The organism is Mycobacterium simiae (assembly GCF_008370645.1).
In the GTDB taxonomy this organism is placed as follows: domain Bacteria; phylum Actinomycetota; class Actinomycetes; order Mycobacteriales; family Mycobacteriaceae; genus Mycobacterium; species Mycobacterium simiae_A.
The window spans coordinates 49,307-61,117 of sequence record NZ_VTZN01000001.1 but is presented as its reverse complement, the minus strand read 5'-3'; the positions used below and the strand labels follow the sequence as shown (position 1 = coordinate 61,117).

Annotated in this window: 15 protein-coding genes, 1 tRNA gene and 2 pseudogenes; 7 read left to right on the top strand and 11 right to left on the bottom strand. The window is 65.5% G+C overall.

Annotation, left to right across the window (positions count from 1 at the left end):
- Complete coding sequence (locus F0Q45_RS00330; protein WP_149651991.1) at positions 1-390, top strand: alpha/beta fold hydrolase; 390 nt, start codon at positions 1-3, stop codon at positions 388-390.
- Here F0Q45_RS00330 and F0Q45_RS00325 read toward each other — a convergent pair.
- From F0Q45_RS00325 to cobC, 5 genes are all read right to left on the bottom strand, one after another.
- Complete coding sequence (locus tag F0Q45_RS00325; RefSeq protein WP_262490806.1) at positions 298-957, bottom strand: TetR/AcrR family transcriptional regulator; 660 nt, start codon at positions 955-957, stop codon at positions 298-300. The genes F0Q45_RS00330 and F0Q45_RS00325 overlap by 93 nt on opposite strands.
- A gap of 235 nt (positions 958-1,192) precedes the next feature.
- Complete coding sequence (locus F0Q45_RS00320) at positions 1,193-2,317, bottom strand: bifunctional RNase H/acid phosphatase (RefSeq protein WP_149651989.1); 1,125 nt, start codon at positions 2,315-2,317, stop codon at positions 1,193-1,195.
- Positions 2,314-3,051: a zinc ribbon domain-containing protein gene (locus tag F0Q45_RS00315; protein ID WP_149651988.1), complete on the bottom strand. Its 738-nt coding sequence runs from the start codon at positions 3,049-3,051 to the stop codon at positions 2,314-2,316. Before F0Q45_RS00315 ends, F0Q45_RS00320 begins: the two co-directional genes overlap by 4 nt.
- On the bottom strand, positions 3,048-4,184 hold the full coding sequence (locus F0Q45_RS00310; protein WP_149651987.1) for a Nif3-like dinuclear metal center hexameric protein: 1,137 nt from the start codon (positions 4,182-4,184) through the stop codon (positions 3,048-3,050). Before F0Q45_RS00310 ends, F0Q45_RS00315 begins: the two co-directional genes overlap by 4 nt.
- Entirely contained in the window at positions 4,181-5,233 is a 1,053-nt protein-coding gene (gene cobC, locus F0Q45_RS00305) for an Rv2231c family pyridoxal phosphate-dependent protein CobC (RefSeq protein ID WP_149651986.1), read from the bottom strand. The genes F0Q45_RS00310 and cobC overlap by 4 nt, the downstream gene beginning before the upstream one ends.
- Positions 5,234-5,331: 98 nt before the next feature.
- Between cobC and F0Q45_RS00300 the strand changes: the two genes are divergently transcribed.
- The 3 genes from F0Q45_RS00300 to F0Q45_RS00290 are packed head-to-tail and all read left to right on the top strand — an operon-like array spanning position 5,332 to position 7,338.
- Complete coding sequence (locus F0Q45_RS00300; RefSeq protein WP_262490805.1) at positions 5,332-6,024, top strand: HAD-IA family hydrolase; 693 nt, start codon at positions 5,332-5,334, stop codon at positions 6,022-6,024.
- On the top strand, positions 6,017-6,511 hold the full coding sequence (locus F0Q45_RS00295) for a low molecular weight protein-tyrosine-phosphatase (protein WP_149651984.1): 495 nt from the start codon (positions 6,017-6,019) through the stop codon (positions 6,509-6,511). The genes F0Q45_RS00300 and F0Q45_RS00295 overlap by 8 nt, the downstream gene beginning before the upstream one ends.
- A gap of 11 nt (positions 6,512-6,522) precedes the next feature.
- A complete protein-coding gene (locus F0Q45_RS00290) occupies positions 6,523-7,338 on the top strand; it encodes an SURF1 family cytochrome oxidase biogenesis protein (RefSeq protein WP_149652061.1) in 816 nt (271 codons plus the stop codon).
- Here F0Q45_RS00290 and F0Q45_RS00285 read toward each other — a convergent pair.
- The 3 genes and pseudogenes from F0Q45_RS00285 to F0Q45_RS00275 all read right to left on the bottom strand — a co-directional run bounded on the left by F0Q45_RS00285 (position 7,320) and on the right by F0Q45_RS00275 (position 9,398).
- The gene (locus tag F0Q45_RS00285) at positions 7,320-8,261 is read right to left on the bottom strand and encodes a cobalamin biosynthesis protein (RefSeq protein ID WP_149651983.1); all 942 of its coding nucleotides are present in this window, start codon (positions 8,259-8,261) and stop codon (positions 7,320-7,322) included. The two genes, F0Q45_RS00290 and F0Q45_RS00285, sit on opposite strands and share 19 nt — an antisense overlap.
- Positions 8,262-8,917: 656 nt before the next feature.
- Positions 8,918-9,179 (bottom strand): annotated as a pseudogene (locus F0Q45_RS00280) (epoxide hydrolase N-terminal domain-containing protein); the annotation flags it as partial.
- Positions 9,180-9,188: 9 nt separating this feature from the next.
- Positions 9,189-9,398 carry a hypothetical protein gene (locus F0Q45_RS00275; RefSeq protein ID WP_188112727.1) on the bottom strand — a complete coding sequence of 70 codons (210 nt, stop codon included), beginning with the start codon at positions 9,396-9,398 and terminating at the stop codon, positions 9,189-9,191.
- Positions 9,399-9,709: 311 nt separating this feature from the next.
- Here F0Q45_RS00275 and F0Q45_RS00270 point away from each other — a divergent pair, with 311 nt between their 5' ends.
- From F0Q45_RS00270 to F0Q45_RS30055, 3 genes and pseudogenes are all read left to right on the top strand, one after another.
- The gene (locus F0Q45_RS00270; protein ID WP_149651981.1) at positions 9,710-9,955 is read left to right on the top strand and encodes a ribbon-helix-helix domain-containing protein; all 246 of its coding nucleotides are present in this window, start codon (positions 9,710-9,712) and stop codon (positions 9,953-9,955) included.
- On the top strand, positions 9,952-10,383 hold the full coding sequence (locus F0Q45_RS00265) for a TA system VapC family ribonuclease toxin (RefSeq protein ID WP_149651980.1): 432 nt from the start codon (positions 9,952-9,954) through the stop codon (positions 10,381-10,383). The genes F0Q45_RS00270 and F0Q45_RS00265 overlap by 4 nt, the downstream gene beginning before the upstream one ends.
- Positions 10,374-10,508 (top strand): annotated as a pseudogene (locus F0Q45_RS30055) (type II toxin -antitoxin system TacA 1-like antitoxin); the annotation flags it as partial. The gene F0Q45_RS00265 and the pseudogene F0Q45_RS30055, both read left to right, overlap by 10 nt.
- A gap of 228 nt (positions 10,509-10,736) precedes the next feature.
- Here F0Q45_RS30055 and F0Q45_RS00255 read toward each other — a convergent pair.
- The 3 genes from F0Q45_RS00255 to F0Q45_RS00245 all read right to left on the bottom strand — a co-directional run bounded on the left by F0Q45_RS00255 (position 10,737) and on the right by F0Q45_RS00245 (position 11,752).
- Positions 10,737-10,811, bottom strand: a tRNA-Val gene (locus F0Q45_RS00255).
- 57 nt (positions 10,812-10,868) lie between these two features.
- Complete coding sequence (locus F0Q45_RS00250; RefSeq protein ID WP_149651979.1) at positions 10,869-11,330, bottom strand: peroxiredoxin; 462 nt, start codon at positions 11,328-11,330, stop codon at positions 10,869-10,871.
- Positions 11,330-11,752 carry a DUF3052 domain-containing protein gene (locus tag F0Q45_RS00245; RefSeq protein WP_188112729.1) on the bottom strand — a complete coding sequence of 141 codons (423 nt, stop codon included), beginning with the start codon at positions 11,750-11,752 and terminating at the stop codon, positions 11,330-11,332. The genes F0Q45_RS00250 and F0Q45_RS00245 overlap by 1 nt, the downstream gene beginning before the upstream one ends.
- Between the last annotated feature and the right edge of the window lie 59 nt (positions 11,753-11,811).

The window sequence follows — 11,811 nt, the reverse complement described above, 5'->3', positions numbered from 1 at the left end:
ATGGGCGACGGTCCCCGTGGTGTCGTTCTCGCGTGCTGCGGTTGCCTGGCCGTCGACCTCAAAGGCGATGGCCAGTCCGACAAGCGCAGCGGCGATTACCGCCAGGGTGGGGTCGCAGAACAGCTTGGCGCGCTACTCGACGCGTTGGGGATCGGCGAATTCACGTTGATTACCCACGACCGCGGTAGCCCGGTGGGTGACCAAGCCATCACCACCGTTAGCGACCGGCAAGCCGGCACCGTGATCGGCACGTGTGGCACACCTCGCCACGACCCGGCTCGGCTGAACGCGCATCGCTCAACCCGCCGAATCCGCGCCGTCGAGGTCCGCAAAGAACGGCAACGGCTTGACGCACAGGCGGTGGGCTGCGTCGGCGGGCATGCCGAATAGCCGCAGCAGGCTTTCGGCGATCTGATCTGTCGCTTGGGCGTCGTCACGCTCCGGCTGCGCCCGTAGAAGTTGACCGAGGCCCAGCAGCGCCCCCGCGGCGATCGCCATCGCTAGTTCCGGGTCCGCCACGTCGAAACGGCCGGCTGCAGCCGCTGCGGCGATGTCCCTCTTGCTACGTGGGCCCAAGCCACGGTCAGACGTGATCAAAGCCAGCCCATATGCCAAGACGACACCGCTCTCGTCCGAGCGCCGCCGAAACATTCGCCCGGTCAGCCGGAAACTGCGCGCGAACATCTCGGCAGGATCCTCGTCCGCGGTCGTCAATGCGTCAAGAAGCGCCCCGTGCGCATCGAGGACTTCGTTGACCGCCGCTTGAAAGAGCGCTTCTTTGCTCTCGAAGTGGTTGTAGAACGACCCGACGCCGACATCGGCAGCTTGGCTGATGTCTTGCACCGGAACGTTGACTTTGCCGGCGGCGATAAATCCTTGCGCAGCTTTGATCAGCGCCGCGCGAGTGTTCTGTTTGCGCCGTTCCTGACGGTTGAGCGGCTGGTCGGCACCATCCACGCCTATCTCCTGTCCACCCTCGATATGGCCATCCTCACAGTATCTCAATATTGAGGATCCACTCAGAATCATCCTAACTGAGACACGGCTCGCAACTGAGGTTTTATTCAAATTTTGCAGCAGGAGGTTGCGATGACTTCTGAGTTTGACGCACAACCGCATAGCAGGCGTGGTCGGCCGCCGCCACCGCCGGGGCCGTTGGCTCCTCCGGCGCCGGTGCACCAGCTCGTTCTGGTTAGAGATAGCCGGTCTGGTTGACCAGCCGCACCGAAGACGCTCCGTCGGAATAGAACTCGGCGATGCTCAGCGACGCCAGATCAAGGTGCAGCCGGTACAAAACGCTCGAACCGACACCCAGGGCCATCTGCAACAACATCTTGATCGGTGTGACATGTGAGACCACCAGCACTGTGGCACCTCCGTATTCGGCGATGATGCGGTCACGCCCCCTGATGACCCGCTGCAGCACATCGTCGAAGCTCTCACCGCCCGGCGGGGTGGTGGCGGTGTCGCGCAGCCAGCGCCGGTGCAGCTCCGGATCGCGCTCGGCGGCCTCGGCGAAAGTCATTCCCTCCCAAGCCCCGAAGTCCGTCTCCACCAAGTCGTTATCGACTGTCACGTCCAGACCCAGCGCCCTGGCGGCCGTCCTCGCCGTGTCATAGGCCCGCTGCAGCGGCGAGGAGACCACGGCGACGATCCCGCCGCGCTGCGCGAGATACTGCGACGCCAGGCCAGCCTGCCGCCGACCCACGGCGTTCAGCTCCGGATTGCCGCGCCCGGAATAACGGCGCTGCACCGACAACTCCGTCTGCCCGTGCCGCAACAAAAGTAGCCGGGTGGCCGCCCCGCGCGCTCCGGTCCATCCGGGAGCCGCCGGCGACTCCGCCGCAGACACTTGCGGGGGGTCGGCAACTGAAACGACCGCTACAGCATTGTTTTCCCCCAACCGATTGTTGTCAGCCGCGGCGTCCATCGCTTCGTTGGCTAACCGATCAGCGTGCGCATTTCTGCTCCGCGGCACCCAGCTATAGCTAATCCGACGGAACCGCCTGGCCAGCGCCTGGGCCTGAGCATGCAGCGCCACCAGGTCCGGGTGCTTGACCTTCCAGCGCCCAGCCATTTGCTCGACCACCAGCTTGGAATCCATCAGGACTGTTGCCTCGGTTGCTCCTAGCTGCACGGCGTCGTCCAAACCGGCGATCAGACCACGGTATTCGGCAACGTTGTTGGTAGCCCGACCAATTGCCCGCTTGCTCTCGGCCAGGATGGTGGAGCGGTCCGCGCTCCACACCACCGCACCGTATCCGGCCGGCCCCGGGTTTCCGCGCGACCCGCCATCGGCTTCAATGATGACTTTCACAGCTCGAAGTCCTTGACCCGCAGCAGGATCGCACCACATTCTGGACACCGCAAGACGTCGTCCTCGGCGGCCGCCGAGATGCGGGCCAGCTCGCCGCGGCCGATCTCGATCCGGCAGGCACCACACCGGTGCCCCTGTAACGGCCCCGCGCCCGGTCCTCCTCCGGCGCGTAGCCGTTCGTAGAGCGTCGAAAGCTCGGGATTCAGTGCTGCACTGAGTGTCTCACGTCTCGACGAGTGCTCTCGACGGGACTGGTCCAGTTCGGCCAGTGCGGCGTCGAGGGCCTGCTGGGCATCGGCCACCTCGTCCCGCAGCTTCTCCAGCGCCGCTGACTCGCCCGTCTCTTGGGCCTGCAGCTCCTCGCGCCGCTCCATCACCTCGAGCAGCGAATCTTCCAGGTTGGCTTGACGCCGTTCCAGCGTCTCCAGCTCGTGCTGCAAATCGGTCAGCTGCTTTGCATCGGTAGCGCCCGAGGCGAGCAGCGACCGGTCTCGCTCCTCGCGCTTGCGTACCGCGTCAATCTCTGCCTCCAGGCGCGACACCTGCGCATCCAAGTCCTCCAACGCGATTCGCATGCCAGCCAGCCGGTCACTGGCGGCGCCGTGCTCGATGTGCACCCGCGCATAGGCCGCGCGCTGTGGCAGGTGCGTGGCCCGATGAGCGATACGCGACAGCTCAGCATCGAGCTTCGCCACCTCTAACAGCGAACGTTGCTGCGCTGCTTCGGCTTTCATGATTGATCTCCAGGTCGTGTTGCTACGTTCCACGGGTCGGTACGGATGGTGCACACCCGCACCGGCAGCGAATCGCCGAAATGGGACCGCAGCACCTGTGCCGCCTGGCCACACCACGGGAATTCGCTTGCCCAATGCGCGACGTCGATCAAAGCCACCTGGGAGGACCGGCAGTGCTCGTCGGCGGGATGGTGACGCAAATCAGCCGTGACATAGGCCTGCACGTCCGCCGCCACCGCAGCGCCCAACAACGAGTCACCCGCGCCGCCGCAGACCGCGACCCGCGACACCATCAGGTCGGGATTGCCCGCCGCCCGTACTCCCCAGCACGTCTGAGGTAACGCGAGGCCGACGCGGGAAACGAAGTCGCGCAGCGGTTCCGGCCGGGGCAGCGAGCCAATGCGGCCCAACCCGAGCTCGGCCGGCGGCGGAACCAGCGCGAAAATATCGAATGCCGGCTCCTCATAGGGGTGCGCGGCTCGCATTGCCGCCAACACTGCAGCCCGCTTCCACGCGGGTGCGACGACCTCCACCCGCGCTTCTGTCACCCGCTCGACGGTGCCGACGCTGCCGATTGCCGGCGACGCCCCATCGCCGGGCAGGAACTGTCCGGTGCCGGTAACGCTCCAGCTGCAACGCGAATAGTCGCCGATGTGTCCGGCGCCGGCCTCAAAAACGGCTGCCCGCACCATGCCCGCATGCTCGTCCGGCACATAGATGACCCACTTGTCGAGATCGGCGGCACCGGGCCACTGGTCAAGCACGGCTTCGACGGCCAGGCCCAGAGTGTGTGCCAGCGCATCGGAGACACCCGGTGACGCCGCGTCGGCGTTGGTGTGCGCGGTGAACAGCGAGCTACCCGAACGGATCAAGCGATGCACCAGTGCGCCCTTGGGCGTACTGGCGGCTACCGTGTCGACGCCCCGCAACAGCAGCGGATGATGGGCCAGCAACAAGCCCCCGTTGGGAACGTCGTCGACGACCGCCGGCGTCGCGTCCACCGCGACGGTCACCGAGTCCACCACGTCCCCAGGATCACCGCACACCAGGCCCACCGAATCCCACGACTCGGCCAGTCGCGGCGGATATGCCTGATCCAGCACCTCGATGACGTCGGCCAGCCGCGCACTCACCGTCGCCTCCCGTTACGCCCGCAAGCGAGGGCCTGCACCAACTGCGGCCACTCGGCGCGTACCGCCGCACGCAGATACCGATCGTCGAGCCCGACGAACGTGTCGCAGCGGCGCACCGCAATTCCCTTGTTCTGCAGATTCTTCCGAATTGCCACGGCATCCGGCAGACTGAATAACACAAAAGGTGCGCAGCCGTCGACCACCCTGGCGCCCACCGACTTGAGGCCACGCGTCATCTCCGTACGCAATACCGCCAACCGCAATGCATCGGCGGCAGCCTCGGCCACCGCTTCGGGAGCACAACACGCCGCGATGGCCGCTAGTTGCAGCGTGCCCACCGGCCAGTGCGCACGCTGCGCGGTTAGCCGGTCCAGCAGGTCTGGGGGGCCAAGGGCGTAGCCCACCCGCAAGCCAGCCAACGACCACGTCTTGGTCAGGCTGCGCAATACCAACACATCGGGCAGTGCGTCCCCGGCCAGCGACTGCGACTCCCCGGGAATGGCATCCGCGAACGCTTCATCGACTACCAGAATCCGTCCCGGTCGGCGCAACGCGAACAGTTGCTCGCGAGTGTGCAACACCGAGGTCGGGTTGGTCGGATTGCCCACCACGACAAGGTCGGCATCGTCGGGCACCTGCACGCGATCCAAGGTGAACGGCGGCGGCAGCACAACATGGTGGACCGGGATGCCGGCCGTGCAAAGCATCACAGCCGGCTCGGTGAACGCGGGAGCGATAATCGCCGCCTGCGCCGGGCGCAGGTTGCTCAACAACGCGAAGGCTTCAGCTGCCCCGGACAGCGGCACCACCTCATCGCGGCTTCGGCAGTGCCGATCGGCTGCCGCGATTTGCGCCAGGCGCACCTCGTCGAGGCTGGGGTAGCGGCCCAGCTCAGGCAGCCGGGCGGCCAGATGATCAACCAGCCACTGCGGCGGGCGCGCATGCCGGACATTGACGGCGAAATCCAGCATGCCGGGCGCAGCGGCTTGGTCACCGTGATAGCGCGCCGCCGCGCAGCACGTCGACGCGCTGTGATCCGAACCTGCCATCAGGGAAACACTAGTGCGCGCTGATTCCAGGCGGGCATCCGGCGGTTCAGGACAATCCCGCCGGTAGTCAGCCCGCAGCATCAACGACAATGGGAACCGTGACAGGTTCGACTGCAGCCGACCCCAGCCCCGCAAAGCGCCGCGTCGACGGGACCCCGCAACTGGTGATCTTCGATCTCGACGGCACCCTGACCGATTCGGCACATGGAATCGTGGCCAGCTTCCGCCACGCGCTCAATCACATCGGTGCCGCTGTTCCCGACGGCGACCTGGCCGCCCACATCGTCGGCCCGCCGATGGACGAGACGTTCCGCGCGATGGAACTCGGCGATCGCCTCGAGGACGCGATCGCGGCTTTCCGCGCCGAGTATGGGTCCCGCGGCTGGGCCATGAATACCGTGTTCGACGGGATAGTGCCGCTGCTGGCCGATCTGCGCGCCGCCGGCGTGCGGCTGGCTGTGGCGACATCCAAATTGGAGCCAACGGCGCGGCGCATCCTGACGCATTTTGGGCTGGAGCAGCATTTTGAGGTCGTCGCCGGGGCCAGCCGTGACGGATCACGCCGCAGCAAGACCGAAGTGCTAGGCCACGCACTCGCACAGCTGCAGCCGCTGCCGGAGCGCGTGCTCATGGTTGGTGACCGCAGTCACGACGTAGAGGGGGCGGCAGCACACGGCGTCGACACCGTCGTGGTCGGCTGGGGGTACGGGCAGGCCGACTTCGCCGACAACACCTTCGACGTGAGGCATGCCCGCACCGTCGACGAGCTGCGGGAGGCACTGGGTGTCTGACCCGACGCTGCACGTCACCTTCATCTGTTCCGGCAACATCTGCCGTTCGCCGATGGCCGAAAAGATGTTCGCGCACCAGCTGAAGGTGCGTGAGCTGGGCGACGCCGTGCGGGTGACCAGTGCCGGTACCGGCAACTGGCACGTCGGCAATGGGGTTGACGAGCGGGCCCGGCAGGTCCTGCATGCCCACGGCTACCCCACCGAACATCGCGCCGCCCAGATCAGTCCAGAACATTTGGCTGCTGATCTGGTGGTTGCGTTGGGCCGCAACCACGCTCGGCTGTTGCGTCAGCTTGGTGTCGAGGACGGCCGCCTTCGGATGCTGCGTTCATTCGACCCGCGGTCGGGCGTTCATACCCTCGACGTGGAGGATCCTTACTACGGAAAGCTCGACGACTTCGAACAGGTTCTCGCCGTCATTGAGGCGGCCCTGCCCGGCCTGCACGATTGGGTGGACAAGCAACTGGCACAGAACGGATCCGGATGATGCCCAGAAGGATTCCAAGCCTGACCTTCCTGCTGCGGCCGGGGTGGATAGCGCTGGTCCTGGTGGTCGTCGCGTTCACCTACCTGTGTTTCACGGTGCTTGCGCCGTGGCAGCTGGGAAAGAACACCAGGACTTCCCGCGAGAACCACCAGATCGACTATTCGCTGAACACTCCGCCCGTTTCACTGAAAATGCTTTTGCCACAACATGATTCATCGGCTCCAAGTGCGCAGTGGCGCAAGGTGACGGCGACCGGGCATTACCTACCGGATGTTCAGGTGCTGGCCCGATTGCGCGTGGTCGAGGGCAGCCCGGCCTTTGAGGTGTTGGCCCCGTTCGCCGTCGACGACGGGCCAACCGTGCTCGTCGACCGGGGATACGTGCGGCCCGAACCGGGCTCTCACGTTCCCCCGATCTCCCGCCCCCCAGACCACACCGTGACCATCACCGCGCGACTGCGTGACTCCGAACCCGCTGTCCAAGGCAAGGAGCCATTCACCAGAGACGGTTTCCAGCAGGTCTATTCGATCAGCACCGGACAGATCTCGTCGTTGACCGACGTCCCGCTGGCGGGCTCGTATCTGCAGTTGGTCGAAGACCAGCCCGGCGGCTTAGGAGTGATCGGCGTTCCGCAGTTAGATGCCGGACCATTTCTGTCCTATGGCATTCAGTGGATTGCGTTCGGCATCCTGGCGCCGATCGGATTAGGTTATTTCGCCTACGCCGAACTGCGGGCACGCCGCAAGGAGAAGCAGGCTGCGCCGCCGGCAGCCGAGCCGATGAGCGTCCAGGACAAGCTCGCCGATCGCTACGGCCGCCGCCGGTAGAGCAAAACCGCAGCGCACAAGGCCGCCGCGGCCTGCACCGCCCGCGATAGCGCCACTGCGCGACGAAGATCGATCACCGTAGGTTGGTGGCCGTGGCCCAGGGTGGGCCGGATCTGCAGCCCATGGCGGTACTGGGTGGGCCCGCCGAGCCGCACGCCCAACGCTCCGGCGAAGGCTGCCTCCACGACGCCGGCGTTCGGGCTGGGATGCCGGGCGGCGTCGCGCCGCCAGGCTCGCATCGCGCCCAGCGCTGATCCGCCGGCCACCGGCGCGCAGATCACCACTAGCGCCGCGGTGGCGCGCGCACCGACGAAGTTAGCCAGGTCATCCGATCGCGCTGCGGCCCAACCGAATCGGAGATACCGCGGCGAGCGGTAGCCGATCATCGAGTCCAACGTGTTGATAGCGCGGTATCCCAGCACCGCCGGTACGCCACCGACCGCCGCCCAGAGCAACGGTGCCACCTGGGCGTCGGAGGTGTTCTCTGCCACCGACTCCAGCGCCGCGCGAGTCAAGCCGGGCACATCCAGCCGAGCCGGGTCACGCCCACACAGCGCGGGCAGCAGCCTGCGTGCCGCGTCGATGTCGCCGCGCTCCAACAGCTCGGCCATCGCCAGGCCAGTGCGCGCCAGCGAGGTTCCGCCCAGCGAGATCCACGTAGCGATCGCCGCGGCCAGCACGGACCGCGCCCTGCCGCCACCCGCCTGCAGGGACGCGCCCAACAGGCCGACCGCGCTGACCAACGCGCCCGCGTGCACCGCGCCGGCAACTCGGCTGTCACGGTAGGTGAATTGCTCCAATTTCGCGGCCACCTGCCCGAACGCGGCGACCGGATGATTTCGATTCGGGTCGGCCAGCAGCAGGTCGGCCAGGTAGCCGGCTAGCACGCCGACGATGCGGGCCTGTCGTATCCACGCCACCACCCCGGCAGCGTCTCATACGCGGCGCCACCGGCGAACGGTTACACCATGAAGGCGATGGCGAGCACGATGACGAGGATGACCAGCGCGGCCAACGCCCACCACAGCAGTGGGACACGATTGGATTTGTCCGCGGCCCGCGTCATGAGCGGACTCATGGATGGCGCCACGCCCCATTTGCCTTTCGGCGACAGGTTGGGCGGGTCAGGAGGTGGGGGTGAAGGTTGACTCATCTGACTTCGGTGCCCGCTTTTGGCCGGACTAACCGCGGCTACACCACCACAAGGACGATCAGCGTAATGACGAGGACGAATTACGCGGCCAGCATCCACCACTCCTTCGAGGCATGGTCGGAGCCGCTCGCCGACCGCACGATCGAGCACAGCGGCGCGGATCGGCTGATGCGGCTGCCCCACCGGCCAAGTAGTGAGGTTCGTAAGTTCGTCGAGGGTGGAGATCGCCGTCCTTGCGCCGAGATCGACATTAGCGTCACACCTTCTCGCACTTCTCCGCGCTGGCGTCGATCTCGGCGCGTCGGGTGAGCGCAGGTCTCCTGACAGACGGAACCCGGACAAATTCACGAGTGCGACCGATAGGCCCGAGCTGCTTGATTCTCCGGTTACTAGGGCATCGAGGGTCTGAGTCCGAGCCCGACGCTAGCCATGCGTGATCACCAGCGGGAAAGCATCGTCGTGCGGCGAACGCTGATGGATGAGATGAATGTCCAACCCGTCGATGTCGGTGATGAACTGGTCAAAGCGGTTCAGCGCGGACTCGCGCGCGCCCGATCGCGGGGGTATCCCGGCGGAATGCCTGGCTCCAGTCGTCCACGCACTCGGCTTCAGGCCACCGGGTGCGTGCCAGACGAGTTTGCAGATCGTCGAGAACACCATCGGCCACATTGATGCGAAACGGCCTCACGTTCGAAGACTATTTCTTGTTTGCTTCTTTGATCAGCGTGCTGATCTGGTCTAGCAGCTCGCGCATGTCGGCGCGCATTGCATCCACAGCCGCATATAGGTCCGCCTTGGTCGCCGGCTGCTGGTCCGACGACAGCGGCCGCACCGGCGGTGTTGTCCGCCCCACTGACTGCCGTGCCGCGCTGTCGCTCTGAAAACCAGGTTGGTCACCCACCCCCACGACACTGCCATACGCGGCTTGTCACGGACAACGAACGCCCTGGGTTCTCGGCGCCCAGGACGGACCTGCGCGGCACTCACCGGTCAGGTTGGTGGCAAACGCCAATTTGGCTGTTGTTCCGCTGAACGTATCAGCCGGCAACGGACGATGCCGCGGACGAACGATCGCAGGAACCGTTCGCGGCAAAGTAGTCGGCTCGCCAGTTCATCTTTGGCTGCACCCTTATGTGTCTCCTCAGATTCTGTCCTCACGAGCCAACCCTCGTTCCGCGGGAGCAGTCGCGCCCGAATTGATGCACTAACATCAGATGTATGCGCACCACGCTGTCATTGGATGATGACGTCTTACTCGCGGTCAAGGAACGCGCCCGCCGCGAAAACCGCACCGCCGGCAAAGTTCTGTCCGACCTTGCTCGGCAGGCGCTGACGCAGCAGCAGCAGAACGCCGATACGTACAGGGGAACGCAAAGCTTCTACGGCTTCGAACCCTTCGAACACCGGGGGCGGGCGGTGTCCAGTGCCCTCGTCGACCGGCTACGTGACGAGGAAGCGGTGTGACGCGCGCCCTACTGGATGTGAACGTGCTCATCGCATTGCTCGACCGCGATCACGTCGACCACGAACGTGTTCGCCGATGGATTAGTGCCGAGATCGTCTACGGCTGGGCATCGTGCGCGATAACTCAAAACGGCTTCGTACGAATCATCAGCCAGCCTCGATATCCGAGCCCGGTCCACCCTTCACAAGCGATCGGTAGGTTGGCCCGCGCGGCCGCCACCGCACATCACGAGTACTGGCCGTGCTCGGTGAGTCTGCTCGATGGCGAGCTGATCGACTATTCCCGATTGCACGGGCATCGCCAAGTGACCGACGCATATCTGCTGGCCCTCGCGACCGCCAACGGTGGCCGGTTCGCGACACTCGACCAGTCCGTTCCCCTTGATGCTGTCCGCCACGCTGACGCACGGAATCTGGCGCTGATCTGAGGCTGGCCGTGCTCGACGACGCCGCATGGGCCGAGTTTCTGGCGGTATTGGACCGGCCAGTGTCACACAAACCGCGCCTAGAGAGGCTGTTCGCCGAGCAGTCCATTTTCGATGCTGACGCGTGAGCGGTTACAGCACGCCACGCCAGATCGGCGAGGCCGACGATATCGACTGCGGCGAACCCAGCCTTAACGGTTACCTGCGCGACCGCGCATCGCCCAATCACCTCCAAGAGGCACCTGATGCTGTTGATGAAAGATGCCCGCGCGCTCGTCGGCGGCTAATGCGCAACCACCCACGACGGCCAGGGGGGTCGGCCTGTGGCGACCTATTCTCGCAAAGCTGCAATGACTTGGTGGGCGCGGACGGTATCGAACCGCCGACCGCTGGTGTGTAAAACCAGAGCTCTACCACTGAGCTACGCGCCCCGTGCCCGCCGCAGGCTACCCGGCCGAAGGCCATCCACCCAAACCGGTCAGGACTTCTCAAGCCCTTAGCGCTGCGATCGCATCGGCCCACAGCCGCTGATCACGGGCCTCACCCGGCTGCTTCATCTCCGCGAACCGGATGATCCCCGACCGGTCGATCACAAAGGTACCGCGATTGGGCACACCGGCCTTATCGTTGAACACCCCGTACGCCTGCGTGATCGCGCCGTGCGGCCAGAAATCCGACAACACCGGAAACAGGAACCCGCTTTGCGCCGCCCAGACCTTGTGGGTAGGCGGCGGGCCCACCGAGATGGCCAACGCGGCACTGTCGTCGTTGTCGAACTGCGGCAGGTGGTCACGCAGCCGATCGAGTTCGCCCTGACATATCGCGGTGAATGCCAGCGGGAAGAAAACCAGCAGCACATTCTTGGCGCCGCGGTAGTCGCTGAGCGTGACGCGTTGTTGGTTCTGGTCGCGCAGCGTGAAATCCGGAGCGGTGTCCCCCACGTCAAGCATCAGCGTTTCCCAGCTCGCGACTTCGGCTGGACCAATCGGCTGGCGCTCCAGTCGCCGAGGTTGACCGACGACGTAGGCATCAGCCCGGCGGTCGGTGCCGCTTCTGCGATGTCGGCGGGCAACACGTGACCGGGCCGGCCGGTCTTGGGCGTCAACACCCAAATGACGCCGTCTTCGGCGAGCGGGCTGATCGCATCCATCAGGGTGTCCACCAAATCTCCGTCGCCGTCGCGCCACCACAGCAGAACGACGTCCACGACCTCGTCGGTGTCTTCATCCAGCAGCTCGCCGCCGCAGGCTTCCTCAACCGCTGCCCGGATTTCATCGTCGGTGTCTTCGTCCCAGCCCCACTCCTGGACGACTTGGTCTCGTTGGATGCCCAGTTTGCGAGCGTAGCTCGGGGCGTGATCCGCCGCGACCACCGTGGAACCTCCCTTAGCCATCCGCCCGATGTGCGATGCGCACTATCGTCGCATAAACA

Coding starts and splice junctions, on each gene's coding strand:
- cobC (WP_149651986.1), bottom strand. CDS start 5,233: ATGGCAGGTTCGGATCACAGCGCGTCGACGTGCTGCGCGGCGGCGCGC.
- F0Q45_RS00315 (WP_149651988.1), bottom strand. CDS start 3,051: ATGAAAGCCGAAGCAGCGCAGCAACGTTCGCTGTTAGAGGTGGCGAAG.
- F0Q45_RS00330 (WP_149651991.1), top strand. CDS start 1: ATGGGCGACGGTCCCCGTGGTGTCGTTCTCGCGTGCTGCGGTTGCCTG.
- F0Q45_RS00270 (WP_149651981.1), top strand. CDS start 9,710: ATGCGCACCACGCTGTCATTGGATGATGACGTCTTACTCGCGGTCAAG.
- F0Q45_RS00250 (WP_149651979.1), bottom strand. CDS start 11,330: ATGCTTGACGTGGGGGACACCGCTCCGGATTTCACGCTGCGCGACCAG.